The organism is Bifidobacterium sp. UTCIF-1, from assembly GCF_006408915.1.
Lineage (GTDB): Bacteria > Actinomycetota > Actinomycetes > Actinomycetales > Bifidobacteriaceae > Bifidobacterium > Bifidobacterium reuteri.
The window spans coordinates 1-15967 of the sequence record NZ_JFAG01000018.1; the positions used below are offsets into that span (position 1 = coordinate 1).

Here is a 15967-nt window from a genome sequence, read left to right on the forward strand (position 1 = left end):
GTTTGAATCGTATGGCGGTGCACAAGCTGATCGCCGACTGAACCATCATCTATGGGCGGCGGAAATGAAAACCTACGAAGTGAACGTCACCAGAGACGAAGACGCGTGGATGGTGGACGTGATGGCGCGTGACCTGATCAGCATCATGACCGACGAGGCTCCGGGGTCCATCAACCTTGACGTGCACGTCAGACTGCCCGAAACGGTGGAATCGCATGTGCTTGAGTCGAAACGGCAACGCATGGTGTCGGAGGAATCAGCCCGCAAGGCCGCTTCCGAAAGCCGGCTCGCAGCCAAAACCCTGCATGGTATGGGCGTGACCCTGCGGGATATCGGCATCATGCTGGGCGTCTCCTACCAGCGGGCGCACCAGCTCGTCAACGCGTGACGGACAACGTATGCGTCCGGCATGGTGCTGGAGGAGTGGCGGAATGAGGCGTCCCCCGATCCTTGACGGGAATCGGGGGACATGAGGAAAGAAAGGCGTGCATGAATCAGCTACAGGGAACTATGGTGCCGGGTTTGCCACTGGTGTCTCCGATCTCGCACCAGGTGATGGTGCCGTCACCGTTGTCGGTGTATGGGTTGCCGGAAGGCGTGTACTGAAGGCTGGGCCCGGTGGACTGCTGTCCGCCGCCTGAGCTTGTGCCGCCACCGTTATACCCATTGTTGCTGCCGTATCCGTAGCCCTGGTATCCGTCGCCCGCATACGAGGAAGACGGCGTCTGCGCCGCCGCAGCGGCCTCGTCGGCGGCTTGCGCCTCGGCTGCGGCCTTCGCATCCGCATCCTGCTTGGCCTTCACGCTGTCGTTGACCTTGACGACAGCATCCTCCAACGTCGCGCGCGCCGCATCCAGCTTCGACGGATCATTCCCGTCCTTCAGCTTGTTTCCGGCGTCGATGGCCTTCGACAACACGTCACGCACCGCATTGTCGGCCACCTTGTCGTCCGAATCCGCGAGCAGCTTGGACGCCTCCTCCAGTTTCGCCTTCAGGTTCGCGCGCGCCGTGTCCAGGGTCTTCGCGGCCTTGGACTCATTGACCGCCTTCACCGTCTCCGACAGGCTCTCCTCATGCGTCCTATACCAGGCCGTCTGTTCGTCCAGTGTCTTGGCGGCGTCCGTCAGACCGTTCTTGTCGTCGGCCGTGCACCCCGCGTAAACGGGAGCTTCCTCTTTCAACGCCTTGGACAGCGTGTCCAGTGTCTTCGCGTCCTTCACCTGATCCTTCACCGTCTTCGACGCCTCGGCGGCGGCACCGTTGAGCAGCAGGTTGTACGCGTTCATCGCCTCCCGCGTATGATCCGCCGCAGTCGCGCACGCCGACTTGGCGGCGGCAAGCTCACGGACCGTCCACACATGCCATCCACCGACACCAGCAGCCACAAGGACCACAGCGACACCAGCCGCAATAACGGGAACCAGCCATTGGTGGCGCTTTGTCTGCACGGCAGGAGTGCCTGCTGTTTCTTCGCCATCTCTCTCATTCTGCATGATCACAGTGTAGAACAGGCCATGGTATGAAGTTCCAAGACGAAAACGATGTGGATAGCGGAGGATTGATCGGCATAAGTGCTTCGCGGTCGCGGAAGAGAAAGCCCAAATAATTAATTAAATAATTATTGCCGTTTGCTGGAAAAGCCCGCCGCAAATGCGATGAATGCCGAGCCTCCCCCATACGAACATAGGTCGTACCGGCCTTCAAGAGGCGGATTGAGCGCAGCGATGATGCGATAATTAATTATTTAATTGTTTCTGTTGGTAGCCTGCGGTGTGTCTCAGTCCCGTTCGGTCTACGCCGAAGCTGCTTGCTCAGCCATCCGTGTCGGCCGTTGTCATACACGTCGTCGGACAGCATATAGCCGTGCCATTCGTAGAACGGGTAGTAGTCGAATTCGGCGTGCACCCACGCGCTCTCCCCGTCGAGAGCCGCTATCCGGGATTCGGCCTCGTCCAGCAGCGCGGATCCGATACCGTGGCCGCGCTGCTTGGCGAGTACCGCGAGACGCGCGATGACGTATCGGTGCGGTACGACGGCGGCATCCAGGTAGAACCGGCATGTCCCGACCGGCTCGCCGGCGTCGTCGAGCGCGAGCAGGTGGGTGGAGGCGCCAGGCTCGTCCCATTCGTCGAATTCAGGCCTCCATGCGCTCTCCCGTACGAACACCAGCGTTCTGATGTCCCGCTCCCGCCCGTCCATGGCATCGTAAGCGCGAATCGACACCATCATGAGATGCAGCCCCTTTCCTCGATGACGCCGCTCAGCCGACAAGCCAACGGTACTTGGCGACCGAGTACAGGGGGATGAACGGGATGAGGATCGGCGTCCGGGACGCGTACTCCTGGTACTCGGGGTCGTCGCCATAGTTTTTGTTCTGACGGATCTCCAGCCTGCGGGCGCCGCCGAACATGATCCACACGATGCACAGCCATCCGGCCGTAGCCGCAAGCCACTGCCATGTACCCTGCATGGCGGTGAGGCCTGAGACATACACGCCGGTCCAGGTCAGCACCTCGCCCAGATAGTTCGGACAACGTACCAGACGGAACACGCCCACATCGCAGAACCGGTGCGGATGCGCCTGCTTGTACCGGTTCTTCGTATGGTCGGCGACCGACTCCAACACGATGCCCGCCCCCATGACGATGATGCCGGCCACGGCTGCGGCGTCCACGGGCGCATGGTTGGTCAGACGGAACAGGATTGGTGACGTCTCGCAGGCGTAGAGCAGCGCGCACGACAGCCACACCACGGCCTTCACCGGCAACGGGGTGCCCGACCCGTCCTTGATTTCGTTGCGCATCGTCTCGCGGTAGGCGGCGCTGCGGCGTTCACGTACCATGAGATACCCGCCGAGACGGCAGCCGTACACGACGAGCAGCACCGACAGCGCCAGTGGGACCAGAGCACGCGCGTCCAACGACATCACCGTCAGCACCAAACCGATGGCCGCGACGGAGAAGCCGTATCCCAATGAGATGAACCATACGAACCTGCGGAAGCCGATGGCACTGACAAGCGCCGCCACACCGAATAACGCTAAAAACTCCATGCAACAAGAGTAAGACGGTTTGGATCGGCAATCCGCAGATAAGTACGGAATGATTCTTGGTCGTTGAAACTAAGATGTATTAGTTAATTAATTAACTATTTTTGTAGCGTATAGTGACGTGAGTTCCGACAGCAATGTTTTGATGTCGTTTTCGAGGCTTTCCGGCTTGGTGGTCGGCGCATAGCGGGCCACGACCTGACCGTTACGGTCAATGAGGAACTTGGTGAAATTCCACTTGATGGCGTTTCCCAATGCGCCTCCCTTCTGCTGCTTGAGCCAGACGAACAGCGGGTCGGCATCCTTGCCGTTCACATCGATTTTGGCGAACGTGGGGAAGTCCACGCCGTACGATAGCCGACAGAAGTTGCCGATTTCCTCGTCGGACTCGGGAGCCTGGTTGGCGAACTGGTTGCAGGGGAAGCCCAGCACTTCGAAGCCCTGATCGTGATAGGCGCGTTGCAGCGACTCCAGTCCTTCAAGCTGAGGCGTGAAACCGCACCGTGTGGCGGTGTTCACCACCAGCAGCACCTCGCCCCGGTAATCGCCGAGCGATTGTTTGCCGCCGTTGATGGTGGTGACGGTGAAGTCATAGACAGAAGTCATGGTGTGCTCCTTGATGATGGTCTATTGTATGTTGTCGAGGTCGATCGTGGGAACGTGGTGTCGGCAAACAGCGTGGTCGTGCCGTTCCTCTGAGGGTGTCTAATTGTTTGTGTATGGGGTTGCCGGGTGAAAGGATATTATGATGGTGACCTCGCATGATGAAGTAGGGTGCGGCGATGGTGCCGTTGCCGTGGGTTCCGCCCGTGAGCTGGTGGATGGTCTTGTTTCGTCGGGTTCGTTGGATTCCCTGTTCGAGCGTATAGACAGGGGCGATGTGGAGCCGGCCGGCGATGGGGGTCTGATCCCGGAACTGGTGCGCGCGCACCGTGTTCACGCGCACCCCGCGCCGGCGCGCGTTCTCCTCGTTCGCGACCCCGGACGCGGCGTCGAGCAGCGCGAGCGCGCGCCGCACATGGCGTGCGACGGGCGTGGCGGCGCGCGAAATGCACGCATGAACGTGCGAACGCGCACGCAAGTACGAATGTGAGCGCACGCCGGAACGCGAGCCCTCCATTTCGGCGATGCCCCATAGATAATTGTCCCGCTAGCGCAAATAACCGCATGGTTGCGCTAGCGGGACACAGTTTTCTGTCCCGCTAGCGCGATTCGGCGGTTTTTCCGGTTCCGGGACAGTCGATTTGGCCCACAACGTCGGTCAAACGATTGACATTATCTACCGGGACAATCGCGACAATCTGCAAAACCGCGGAATTCCGCCATTTTGGACATCGAGATCACCGACGACCGCGCGACGCCGCACAGTAGGCTTGTCCCGATACGTGAAAAACAACGAAATCGTCATTCAGGGACACGAATAATTGCCACGGTATCGGCGTCAAACGATTGACTCTTTCACCGTGGCAATTATCATCCTCACTCGGCTACCGCCTCAGCTCAGGCCGAGACTACGGACAACCCACCGGGTTGTCCGCTTCACGCCTCAATCCGCAAGAATGGACTCCGCAACGCGGAGACCCAACACACCCTCGCCCGGCTACCGCCTCAGCTCAGGCCGAGACTACGGACAACCCACCGGGTTGTCCGCTTCACGCCTCAGCCCATCATCTCGTCATAGATGCGCTTGCAATCGGGGCAGACCGGATACTTGGACGGGTCATGCTTGGGCACCCAGACCTTGCCGCACAGCGCCACGACCGGACGTCCGGTGGCGCGGGATTCCGCGATGCGGTCGCGGGAGACGTAATGCGCGAATCGATCGGCGTCGCCGCCATCGTCACGCACCGGTGATTCCTCGACCTGCGGGCGCTCCAATACCGAAGTTCCGGCGCTTTGATCGGGATTGCGCAATGGTTCGGCGTCATCAACGAACATACCGGCAAAAGCCATGATGCACTTCCTTACTGTTGTACGATGCAAGATTCGACCGGCTTCCATCATAGATTCCCTTTGTTCCCTGCGGAAACCCGTAGCGCGTAATCGCGAGGTGTCCGCATACGTCAGACGATGTAGTCTAGAAGTCATGACTATCGCAGTATGCCCCGGCTCGTTCGACCCCGTAACCGCCGGCCACTTGGATGTAATCGAGCGCTCGGCGCGGTTCTTCGACGAGGTGCACGTGGTGGTGGCCGTCAACGCCGCGAAAACACCGATGTTTTCCGAAGCCATCAGAGTCGACGTGATCCGGCGCGCCTTGGCTGAGGCCGGCTGCACGAACGTGGTCGTATCCTCCACGGAAGGATTGATCACCGACTATTGCAAGAAGGTCGGCGCGACCGTCATCGTCAAGGGACTGCGCCAGAACGGCGACTACGAGGCCGAGCTCGGCATGGCCTTGGTCAACCGCAAGCTCGCCGGAGTGGAGACGTTGTTCCTGCCGGCCGACCCGATTCTTGAACATATATCCAGCTCCATTGTCAAGGACGTGGCTCGCCATGGTGGAGATGTGACCGGCATGGTGCCCGATTGCGTCGTTCCCCTGCTCGCCGACGCCTTGACGCAGGAAAGCCGGAAGACACTGACGAAGGAAAGCCAGAAAGCACTGACGAAGGAAAGCCAGAAGAAGGACTGATGATGAGCGACGACCACCCTACGGGATACATCGATCTGACCAAGCCGGAGCCGAATCAGGGCTTTGGCGCCGGTGCCGCAGCCGGCAATACGAGCGCGGCCAGCGAACCGCCCGCCGTGCCGGTCAACGCGCTGGGACACGCAGCTGCAGCGACCGATGCAACAGGTACAGCCGCTGCGGCATCCGGCAATAACACTGCGGACAATGGCGCTCCCCACGCCCCCGATTTCGTGCTGGCATCCACCGAGGAAGCCTCGACGGTCATGCCTTCGGCAGATTCGCGCGCGCCGCACACCGACCATCCCGAAACGGCAACCCCGGCGGCCCCGGCGTCGCAGCCGAACTCCTCGAACGCCGCGAGCACTGCGAACGCCAACGGAGGCAGGCCTCGAGGATTCAACATGGACGCGCTTCCCGATCTGCGCGAGAACGCGGAATCCGATCCGGCGACCGAGAAAAGCCGCGCGGAATTCACCACCGTGTATGACGTGATCGATGAATTGGACGCCATGCTCGCCGAAGCCAAGACCAGCATCTTCACCCCCGGCATGGTGCGCGTGGACCGCGATGAATTCACCGCGCAGCTCGATGAGTTGAAGAAACTGCTGCCGGTGCAGCTGGAGCGCGCGTCCGCTTTGATGCGCGAGGCCGAGCGTCGTCTGGAATCCGCGCAATCTCAGGCCAACGCGGTGGTGGCATCGGCGCAAAGCCGGGCCGCCGACATGATCAAAGACGCCAACGAGCAGGCGCAGTTCCTCGCCGGTCAGGAGAACGTGACGGAGCTGGCGCGACAGAAGGCCCGCATGATTCTCGAGCAGGCGCAGAACAAGTCCGACCATCTCACCCAAGGCGCGGACCAGTACTGCATCACGGTGATGGAAGGCCTGTCCCAGCAGCTCACCAAGCTCAACCACGACGTTCAGGCGGGGCTGAACGTGCTGCACGAACGGCAGCAGGCCGCGGCCGAGGACATGCCGAACATCACGCTGAACGATTATCCTGAGGCACAGTAACCCGCGCTCGGGCCGCGCGCGACCAAGGCGCGGCGCATGGCGAGCGCACAGCATCAATAGCATCAAAAAACAAGGCAGAAAGACCAGATTATGGCACGAGTAGAGCATTCCCCCTGGGCGATTCCGGTGGCGCAGATCGCATCACGCGCGGGTCAGTCCAAAACAATCGACGCCGATTTCCCGGCCCCGAGCGGCATCGGCGACGACATCGTCGGCATCAAGGAAGGCACGCCGGTGCACGTGCGCGGACAGTTCGATTCAATCGTGGACGGACTAATCTTCACGGGTCGCCTCGTGGCGCCGTTCGTCAGCGAATGCACGCGGTGCCTGAAGCCTATCGACAAGGATTGGCCGGTCGACGTCACCGTGTTCTTCCCGTACGAGTCCGCGGCGCATGACACCGTGCGCGGCGGCAAGGGCGAGGAAGTGGAGATCATCGCGGGCGAGGACGAGTCCGAAGACACCTATCCGCTGCTGGAGAACGGCGCATTCGCGGACATCGAGGCGCTGATCCGCGACACGCTGGTGGAATCGCTGCCGCTGCAGCCGCTGTGCAAGCCGGATTGCAAAGGCCTGTGCTCCCAGTGCGGCGCGGACCTGAACGAGGAGCCGGACCATCATCACGACGTCGCAGACATCCGCTTCGCCGGTCTGGAGGCGCTCAAAGCGCAGCTTGAAGCCGAACAAGGCAAGTGACAGGAGCGTCCGAGAGGGCATGTCGGAGCCCGCAGAAGTTGCGTGTCTCGCGTTTGTACGAGCCATGCGTTAAGATAACGGACGCTTAAGCTCAATTGTTCGAACGAAATAGAGGATACTCAAATGGCACTGCCTAAGTACAAGACCTCTCGCGCCAACACGCATTCGCGTCGCGCGAACTGGAAGGCTACCGCTGCCCAGACCGTGAGCTGCCCGAACTGTGGCGCTCCGGCCCTGCCGCACATGGCCTGCCCGAGCTGCGGTAACTACCGCGGCCGCACCTACCGCGCCGCCATCCGTTCCGCCCACACCAAGTGAGCGTAACGACAACGGCATGATGAAGGCCCTGCCATCGACGGGTGGCGGGGCCTTCGCATATCGGGCGTTGCCCGGAGAGACGTTACCCTAAGAGACGCTTCCCTAAGAGCACGCCCGAAGAACACATCAACACGAGCACACACCAACGCACAGGCAAGTCGTGGCCTTTCGGCGACGCCGTCACCCGGCAATCCTCGGCAGCCCACGACCGACCTGCATCAGCCATCCATCATCACCGCATTGCGAAGGATCATCAATCATCATGACTGAATCATCAGCCGGACAATACGACGAGCAGCGCACCGACCGCACAGTGCGCGTCAGCCGAACCAACACAGACGCCACACCGGCGAGCGAGCTGCTCCAGGCGCTCGGCACCACCATCAGCCCCGATCTGCTGGTGCAAGCGCTCACCCACCGCTCCTTCTCCCACGAGCATCCGGGCGCGCTCAACTACGAACGCCTCGAGTTCCTCGGCGACGCGGTGCTTGAGCTCATCTCCACCGAAACCCTGTTCACCCTCCATCCGGACATGACCGAGGGGCAGCTCGCCAAGATGCGAGCCAAGGCCGTTTCGGAAGAGGCGCTGAGCGCCATCGCCCGCACCAAGCTCAAGGTGAGCCCGTACATCCTGCTCGGACACGGCGAGGCGGAGCAGGGCGGAGCGGAGAAGAGCTCCATCCTGTGCGACATCGTGGAATCGCTGATCGGCGCCACTTTCCTGGAGCACGGCATCGACGAAGCGCGCAAGGTGGTGCATCACCTAATTGACGACACGCTCGCCGAAGTGGCCACCGAAGGGCCGGCGCTCGATTGGAAGACGTCGCTCACCGTCAAGGCGCACGACATGGGCAAGGACGAGCCGGTCTACCACATGGAGGTCACCGGCCCGGAATATGCGCAGGTCTTCACCGCGCGCGTGAGCCTGGGCGACAGCGACCGGATCATCGGCATCGGCAAGGGCAGCAGCAAACGCAAGGCGCAGCTGGCCGCCGCCGAAGCCGGATGGAAGGCGCTGGAAGCCGCATTGCAGGCCAAGAATGCCAAGAAGCCCAAGAAGCGGACGAAATAGCAAACCGACTAGGTGCGCTGTCTGCTTTGTGAATAGACTGATACCACAACATGAGCAGCGAGCCGCATGCCGAGCCACAAGCCCAGAGCAGCGGACGGAATGGTATGCGCGCCGCCCCGGCAACACTAGCAGCCGGATGGCGCAGCGCGATACATGATGAGGTGAGAGGAATCATGGCTTTACCCACGCCTTTGCAGGCCTTCAGCGGTGTGCCCAAAACCACTGCGGCCGTAGACAAGCAGACCATCGTAGACGGCGAGAAGATGACCGGCGCCCAAGCGCTGGTGCGCTCGCTGGAGGACCTGGGCGTCACCGACGTCTTCGGCATCCCCGGCGGCGCTATCCTGCCGGTCTACCATCAGATCAACGATGACACGAAGTTCCGCTTCGTGCTGATGCGCCACGAGCAGGCCGCCGGCCATGCCGCCGAAGGCTATGCGCTGGCCACCGGCAAGGTGGGCGTGTGCATCGTGACGTCCGGCCCGGGTGCCACGAACGTGGTCACCGCCATCGCGGACGCAAACATGGATTCGGTGCCGATGGTGGTCATCACCGGTCAGGTGGGCGTACAGGCCATCGGTACGGACGCCTTCCAGGAGGCGGATATCGTGGGCATCACCTACCCGGTGTCCAAGCACTCCTTCCTGGTGACCCGCGCTCAGGATATCCCGCGCGTGCTCACCGAGGCGTATCACATCGCCAGCACCGGCCGCCCCGGCCCCGTGGTCGTGGACTTGACCAAGACCGCGCAGACCGGTGAGATGTACTACTCCTGGCCGCAGCGCATGATTCTGCCCGGATACAATCCCACAACCAAGGCGCACGGCCGCGTGCTGTCCGACGCCGCGAAACTGTTCTCCAAGTCCTACCGCCCGGTGCTCTATGTGGGCGGTGGCGCCGCCCGCTCCAACGCCGGCGCCCAGGTCAAGCGGCTGGCCGATCTGACCGGCGCCCCTGTGGTGACCACTCTGCCCGCACGCGGCATCATTCCGGACAGTGATCCGAAGAACCTGGGCATGCTGGGCATGCACGGCACGATCGCCGCCACCGGTGCCGTTCAGCGCGCCGATCTGCTGGTGGCTATCGGCGCCCGCTTCGACGACCGCGTGACCGGCAAGCTGGACGCTTTCGCGCCCACCGCCCGTGTGATCCATATCGACATCGACCCGGCCGAGATCGGCAAGAACCGTCAGCCAGACGTGCCGATCGTGGGCGACGTGGCCACGGTGTTGGACGATCTGATTCCGGAGATCGAGCGTACGCAGGCCATTGTCGGCAAGCCGAATCTGGCTCCGTGGTGGCAGGCGATCGACGGCTGGCGCAACGCGTACCCGATGACGTGGGATGAACCGACCGACGGTTCGCTGGCCCCGCAATGGGTGATCAAGAAGCTGTCCGATCTGGCCGACCCGTCCACAATCTGGGTCACCGGTGTGGGACAGCATCAGATGTGGGCATCCCAGTTCATCGATTTCAAGAATCCGCACTCCTGGCTGTCTTCCGGCGGCCTCGGCACGATGGGCTATGGCCTGCCGGCCGCAATCGGTGCTTCCGTGGGTTCCGCGCGCGAATTCGACGGAAAGAAGCCGGTGTGGCTGATTGATGGCGATGGCTCCTTCCAGATGACTTCGGAGGAACTGGCCGCCGCGTTCCTTGACCATGCCCCGGTCAAGATCGCCATCCTCAACAATTCCGTGTACGGCATGGTGCGTCAGTGGCAGACGCTGTTCTACCAGCACCACTATTCGCAGACCAACCTCAAGGACGGCGAGGCGCACGGCGTGGACGGCGAGACCGCGCTGGCTGACGGCAATGCGCCGCTGGAGGTGCCGGACTTCATCAAGCTGGCCGAGGCATACGGTTGCGTCGGCATCCGCGCGTTCACTGAAGAAGAGGCCATCGAGGCGATCAAGAAGGCCAACGAGATTAACGACCGTCCGGTGCTTGTCGACTTCCGCGTCTGGAAGGATGCGATGGTCTGGCCGATGGTCGCCGCTGGCGCATCGAATGATGAAGTGACGTATAAGCCCGGCATCAAGCCGCTGATCGGCGGCACGCCGGCCCCGGGAACAGGAGCGGTGGATTCCGCTGATTCTGCTGGGTCCGCTGATTCCATTGATTCCGCGGTGAACGAGCACTGAGGGGAGAAGATTGACGATGGCTATGTATCCTGCATCGCAGCCCGGTTCCGAGCGTCATACGCTGTCCGTGCTGGTGGAGAACCGTCCTGGCGTGCTGGCCCGTATCGCAGGCCTGTTCGCGCGCCGTGCGTTCAACATCAACTCGCTGTCCGTCTCCCCCACCGAGCGTCCCGACATTTCCCGCGTCACCGTGACTGCCGACGTGGAGGCGGTGCCGCTGGAGCAGATCATCAAGCAGCTCAACAAGCTGCTGCATGTGCTCAAGATCGTGGAGCTTGACCCGAATTCCACCGTGGAACGCGAGTTGGTGCTCATCAAGGTGGCCGCCGACGAGTCCAACCGTTCCGACGTGCTGGAGATCGTGCGTCTGTTCCGCGTGCGCGTGGTGGATGTGAACCCTGAGTCGCTGACCATCGAAGCCACCGGTGCCGAGGGCAAGATCGACGCGCTGCTCGGCCTGCTGGAGCATTACGGCGTCATCGAGCTGGTGCGCTCCGGCGCGGTGGCCGTGACCCGCGGCCCGCGTGCGCTGGCCGAGAAGGTTGTCGGCTCCGAAGTCACCGGACGCTGATTGCCTCACATAACAACGAAGGGGGAATGCACTTATAGTGCATTCCCCCTTCGTTGTTCTTGGCGACATCATTCCGCCGACACAACCTCAATCGTTGCTTTCATAATGACAGCACGTCATGCTAGCATTATGAAAGCAACGAGGAGGTGCGACATGGCAACACTGACTATCCGAAAGATACCCGACGAACAAATTCAACAGCTCAAGGAAGTGGCTGAAAAGAACAACCGCTCCATGGAATCTCAGGTACGGTCCATTCTCGAAGAATGGTTGGCCGGCACGGTGTCGCGTGAAATCACGCGAAAGACCAATTTCTATGATGAAATCCGCGAATTCATGAAAAGCATGGATTTTGAAGGACTCGACGAAGGTGAGCTCCTGCTACCCAAGCGAGATCCCGCTGATTCCCGACCACCAGTATCTTTTGAAGAGGAATAATCCGTGATCATTCTGGACACCAACGTCATCAGTGAAATTGTCAAGAAGCAACCAGACGAGCACGTTGCCAATTGGCTGAGGAACCAAGATGCCAGCAACTTGGCGACCACCACTATCACCGTTGCCGAGTTGCTGGCCGGAATACGCCGTATGCCTGAAGGTAAACGACAGAAATACACAGATGCAACCGTCAAGCTGGCGCTTATGACATTAGAGGACAGGACGTTTGCATTTGATACCGAGGCAGCCTCAGATTATGCCCGTATCCTTGTCGAACGCGAGCACAGGGGCAAACCTACTAGTATTCAAGACGCCATGATCGCGGCGACTGCCTGTTCCTGGGGAGCCGCCGTGGCTACGCGCAACATCAAGGACTTCGAAGGCACCGACGTGGAATTGATCAATCCATGGGAGTGCGCATAGTCAGCGTGCATGAGGCCATCCACCACGCGGTGGCCCCGGCAGCAAACGTACCGAGGCCTAGTATCCCGCGTCATTAATTCGTTGAAGAAATTGGAGGCTCCCCTTGTCAGGGGAGCTGGCCTGCGAAGCGGGACTGAGGGGTAGTGAATTAATCAACGAACTTACGGCGAGGCCCAGTGAGCGTTGCAGTTGCTTCCGCTACTCCAACTGCCACTACTCCAACTGCCACTACTCAAGTTGCTCCGACAGCTCCATCCACTCGGCGGTGAGATCATCGGACTCGGCGTTGATGGCGGTCAGCTGCCCGTTGAGCTTGTTGAGGCCTTCATAGTCGGCCGGGTCGTGGGCGGCCATCTGCTGCTCGAGATCGGCCTTCTGGCCCTCCAGCTTCGCCAGCTTGCGTTCGATGGCCTTCACGCGCTTCGACGCCTCATGGAACGCCTTACCGGTGAGCTTCGCCTCAGCGGCGGATTCCCCGGCGTCGCCGTCGGCCTTGCCGTCGTTCGAAGTCTGGATGCCGGAACCCGAGCCTCCCTGAGCGGAGGCGGCGGCACCTTTGGCTCCCCGCTTGGACGAACTGCCACCCGTTCCGGCGAATCCGGGATTGTCCGCAGGCAATCCCTTGCCGTTCTTGATGTCCTCGACCATGTCGAGGTAATCCTGCACGCCACCAGGCAGATGACGCACCTTGCCGCCGATCAGCGCGAACTGCTGATCGGTGACACGCTCAAGCAGGTACCGGTCGTGGGAGACGACGATCAACGTGCCCGGCCAGGTGTCGAGCAGGTCCTCCATCACCGCGAGCATATCGGTGTCCAAGTCGTTGCCGGGCTCATCCATGATGAGCACATTCGGCTCGTCGAGGAGGATCAGCAGCAGCTGCATGCGGCGCTTCTGACCGCCGGACAGGTCGGCGATAGGCGTCATCAGCTGGGCGGACTCGAAGCCCAGACGCTCCATCAGCTGCCCCGGCGTGACTTCCTTGCCGTCCACGATGTAGCTCGGCTTATAGCGGGACAGCACTTCCTTGATCTTGTATTTGCCGAGCTTCTCCAGCTCGTCAAGTCGCTGCGAGAGTACGGCGAACTTCACGGTCTTGCCGATGTTCACATGGCCCGCGGTCGGGGTGAGCGTACCGTCGATGAGCTTCAGCAGCGTGGATTTGCCAGCACCGTTGGCGCCGACGATGCCGAAACGGTCGCCCGGACCAATCAGCCAGGTCACATCGTCGAGAATCTCGCGGCCGGACACGGTGACCTTGCGGGCCGCGGACGTGGAACCTTCCGCATCGGCAGCCGTCTGGTCGTCCACGCCGATGGTTTCGCCGCCGGTGTTCATGCGGCGGACCTCGCGATCATCGGACAGCTGCGGATTGCCTGCGCCTTCGGTTTCGGCTTTCCTGCGCGCCTCCTCGGCGGCGGCCACAGCCTCGGGCACACCGGCGTCCACCAGACGAGGATCGGTCATATCGGTGACCGCCACTTCGACCGAGCCGTGCAGCTGCGGCTCGGCGTACATGGCATTGACCACGTCCACCCGCGAGGCGGAGTCGGCGAGCGCCATCGCATCCGGGTCGATTGCGTCGGCTGCCGACACCTGCCCCTGCACATGTTCGAAGATCTGGGTCACATCGATGAGATCCACCACCTGCTTGCCGAGCCGGGAGGTGGCCATCTGCTTCAATTCCAAGGTATTGCGCATCGGCGGCACGTCGGCGATAAGCTCGCGAGCGGCCTTGACATGGAACTTCTGCTTGGTGGAGCGGGCGCGGGCGCCACGGGACAGCCATGCGAGCTCCTTGCGGGCCAGATTGCGTCGCTTCGTCTCGCGCACGTCTGCCTGACGGTCACGCTCGACACGCTGCAGCATGTATGCGGAGTAGCCGCCTTCGAACGGCTCGATCACGCCATCGTGAACCTCCCACATCGATTCGCAGACCTCGTCCAGGAACCATCGGTCGTGGGTGACGAGCAGCAGCGCGCCCTGGCCCCGCGACCAACGGTTCTTCAGATGCTCGGCCAGCCAATGGATGGTGACCACGTCCAGATGGTTGGTGGGCTCGTCGAGCGCGAGGATGTCCCAATCCTTGAGCAGCAGGCGTGCGAGATCGGCGCGGCGGCGCTGGCCACCGGAGAGCGAACCGATCTTCGCGTCCAGGCTCATGCCGCCGAGCAGCGCCTCGACGATTTCGCGGGAGGTGTTGTCGGACGCCCATTCGTAATCCGCGCGCCCCTCAAGCGCCGCTTCGCGGATGGTGGCATCGTCATCAAGAGGGTCACGCTGGTCGAGCATGCCGAAGGTAAGACCGCCACGCTTGGTCACGCGGCCGGAATCCGGCTCCTGCGTGCCGCGGAACAGATGAAGCAGTGTGGATTTGCCATCGCCGTTGCGGCCTACGATGCCGATGCGATCGCCCTCGAACACACCCTGCGTCACATCGGTGAAGATGGTCTTGGTGGCGAAGGCGAGCGAAACGTGTTCCAATCCAATATCGTAAGTCGGCATGATTCACCAATGTAGCGTCATGCTTACCCAGCCGCAGGCACACAGTTGCGGTAGCGGTGGCGCGGCGTTGACGTTAACGGCACCGACGCCATCACCACGCTTCCCACCACCCACCGACCGCCCACCATGTAGGGAATTTCCCACCGTGTAGGGAGCCGGAATCCCCTCATTACCTGCAAATGGCGGAAAATGGCCATTCCTGTTCCCTACACGATGGGGGAATCCCTACATGATGGGGATAGCTAGCGCCTATTGGGCGCACTTATTACGCCTGCGCGGCGCCTAACGTCTGCGCGTAGGCGTTGCAGCGGGCGGCGAACCCGGAGAAGACCTGCTCGGCCAGTGGCAGCAACAGCGGATCGTATTGCGCGAACTGTTCGCGCAGCTGGGTCTTCGAGCCGCCGGCGGCCTTCAGATCCTTGACCATGCTCGGCTCCTCAAGCCATTCGTCCAGCAACGAACCGCATACCTCAAGATGGAATTGAAGTCCCAACGCCGACCCGAAGCGGAACGCCTGCACCTTGGTGCCGGTCGACCGGGCGAGCAAATCAGCTCCTTCAGGCAGCCCCACCACGTCGTTATGCCAATGCAGCACATTCATCTGCTTGTCCCACATGGAGAAATAGTCGTGTTTCTCCATGCGCTTGATCGGGGCGAAGCCGATTTCAGGCGCATCGCCCTTGCGCAACTGCGCGCCCAGAGCCGTGGCGATGATCTGATGTCCCAAACACACGCCCAGCACCGGCTTGCCCACGGACACCGCCGCCTTCGCCAGCTTGGCCTCGGCCTTCAAGCCTGGGTAGTTGTCGTAATCCAATGCCCCCATCGGGCCGCCCATGATCACCACGCCGGCGAGTTCCTTGAAATCGGGGAGGTCGGGCTTCTTCTGTTTGGCGATGTTCACAGTCACCGCCTGGATACCAAGATCCTCAAGGTTGGACAGAATACGTCCGGGGCGTTCCCACGGAACATGTTGCATAATGAGCACTTTTGGTGTGACCATGCCACCTATTGTGGCATGAGGTACGACCGTGCATGTTACGTAGTCGTGGCGCGGCAGCCGATTGCATGCCGCGATGTCGGAGCGGACGCCGCGCGGCTCCCCC

The 15967-nt window shown here is 61.5% G+C and carries 17 protein-coding genes and 2 pseudogenes; 11 read left to right on the forward strand and 8 right to left on the reverse strand.

The features are described 5' to 3' along the window. On the forward strand, window positions 1-388 hold a 388-nt coding region (locus BW09_RS08600; protein WP_258185038.1), incomplete at its 5' end, for a hypothetical protein. Between the two features lie 106 nt (window positions 389-494). Here the strand turns inward: BW09_RS08600 and BW09_RS08605 are convergent. The 4 genes from BW09_RS08605 to BW09_RS08620 all read right to left on the reverse strand — a co-directional run bounded on the left by BW09_RS08605 (window position 495) and on the right by BW09_RS08620 (window position 3655). Next, window positions 495-1493, reverse strand: coding sequence for a colicin transporter (locus BW09_RS08605; protein ID WP_140463334.1), 999 nt, complete (start codon window positions 1491-1493; stop codon window positions 495-497). Between the two features lie 247 nt (window positions 1494-1740). Then, window positions 1741-2229 (reverse strand): GNAT family N-acetyltransferase, encoded by a 489-nt coding sequence (locus tag BW09_RS08610; protein ID WP_140463336.1) that lies wholly within the window; start codon window positions 2227-2229, stop codon window positions 1741-1743. 31 nt (window positions 2230-2260) lie between these two features. Next, window positions 2261-3052 (reverse strand): DUF1295 domain-containing protein, encoded by a 792-nt coding sequence (locus BW09_RS08615; RefSeq protein ID WP_140463338.1) that lies wholly within the window; start codon window positions 3050-3052, stop codon window positions 2261-2263. An 87-nt stretch (window positions 3053-3139) separates the two neighbouring features. Further along, window positions 3140-3655 (reverse strand): glutathione peroxidase, encoded by a 516-nt coding sequence (locus tag BW09_RS08620; RefSeq protein WP_140463340.1) that lies wholly within the window; start codon window positions 3653-3655, stop codon window positions 3140-3142. A gap of 139 nt (window positions 3656-3794) precedes the next feature. Here BW09_RS08620 and BW09_RS08625 point away from each other — a divergent pair, with 139 nt between their 5' ends. After that, window positions 3795-4142 (forward strand): hypothetical protein, encoded by a 348-nt coding sequence (locus BW09_RS08625; protein WP_140463342.1) that lies wholly within the window; start codon window positions 3795-3797, stop codon window positions 4140-4142. A gap of 566 nt (window positions 4143-4708) precedes the next feature. On the opposite strand, the gene BW09_RS08630 is transcribed toward BW09_RS08625, so the two are convergent. Beyond that, window positions 4709-5002, reverse strand: coding sequence for a DUF3039 domain-containing protein (locus BW09_RS08630; protein ID WP_044089585.1), 294 nt, complete (start codon window positions 5000-5002; stop codon window positions 4709-4711). 133 nt (window positions 5003-5135) lie between these two features. On the opposite strand from BW09_RS08630, the gene coaD reads away from it, so the two are divergent. From coaD to BW09_RS08675, 9 genes are all read left to right on the forward strand, one after another. Further along, window positions 5136-5684 (forward strand): pantetheine-phosphate adenylyltransferase, encoded by a 549-nt coding sequence (gene coaD / locus BW09_RS08635; protein ID WP_044089586.1) that lies wholly within the window; start codon window positions 5136-5138, stop codon window positions 5682-5684. Next, a complete protein-coding gene (locus tag BW09_RS08640) occupies window positions 5681-6697 on the forward strand; it encodes a DivIVA domain-containing protein (RefSeq protein WP_140463369.1) in 1017 nt (338 codons plus the stop codon). The genes coaD and BW09_RS08640 overlap by 4 nt, the downstream gene beginning before the upstream one ends. A 90-nt stretch (window positions 6698-6787) precedes the next feature. After that, on the forward strand, window positions 6788-7393 hold the full coding sequence (locus BW09_RS08645; protein WP_044089588.1) for a DUF177 domain-containing protein: 606 nt from the start codon (window positions 6788-6790) through the stop codon (window positions 7391-7393). A 123-nt stretch (window positions 7394-7516) separates the two neighbouring features. Then, complete coding sequence (rpmF, locus tag BW09_RS08650; RefSeq protein WP_044089590.1) at window positions 7517-7711, forward strand: 50S ribosomal protein L32; 195 nt, start codon at window positions 7517-7519, stop codon at window positions 7709-7711. Window positions 7712-7973: 262 nt separating this feature from the next. Then, the gene (rnc, locus tag BW09_RS08655; protein ID WP_081886653.1) at window positions 7974-8783 is read left to right on the forward strand and encodes a ribonuclease III; all 810 of its coding nucleotides are present in this window, start codon (window positions 7974-7976) and stop codon (window positions 8781-8783) included. A gap of 173 nt (window positions 8784-8956) precedes the next feature. After that, a complete protein-coding gene (locus BW09_RS08660; RefSeq protein ID WP_044089592.1) occupies window positions 8957-10924 on the forward strand; it encodes an acetolactate synthase large subunit in 1968 nt (655 codons plus the stop codon). Window positions 10925-10940: 16 nt separating this feature from the next. Further along, entirely contained in the window at window positions 10941-11495 is a 555-nt protein-coding gene (gene ilvN / locus BW09_RS08665; protein ID WP_044089593.1) for an acetolactate synthase small subunit, read from the forward strand. Window positions 11496-11648: 153 nt separating this feature from the next. After that, window positions 11649-11933, forward strand: coding sequence for an Arc family DNA-binding protein (locus tag BW09_RS08670; protein WP_044089594.1), 285 nt, complete (start codon window positions 11649-11651; stop codon window positions 11931-11933). Between the two features lie 3 nt (window positions 11934-11936). Beyond that, complete coding sequence (locus tag BW09_RS08675) at window positions 11937-12356, forward strand: type II toxin-antitoxin system VapC family toxin (protein ID WP_140463344.1); 420 nt, start codon at window positions 11937-11939, stop codon at window positions 12354-12356. Between the two features lie 228 nt (window positions 12357-12584). Here BW09_RS08675 and BW09_RS11325 read toward each other — a convergent pair. From BW09_RS11325 to BW09_RS08685, 3 genes and pseudogenes are all read right to left on the reverse strand, one after another. Further along, a pseudogene (locus BW09_RS11325) lies at window positions 12585-12812 on the reverse strand (ABC transporter C-terminal domain-containing protein); the annotation flags it as partial. Between the two features lie 104 nt (window positions 12813-12916). Beyond that, window positions 12917-14861 (reverse strand): annotated as a pseudogene (locus BW09_RS08680) (ABC-F family ATP-binding cassette domain-containing protein); the annotation flags it as partial. A 265-nt stretch (window positions 14862-15126) separates the two neighbouring features. Continuing rightward, entirely contained in the window at window positions 15127-15864 is a 738-nt protein-coding gene (locus BW09_RS08685; RefSeq protein ID WP_140463346.1) for a type 1 glutamine amidotransferase, read from the reverse strand. Window positions 15865-15967: the final 103 nt, after the last annotated feature.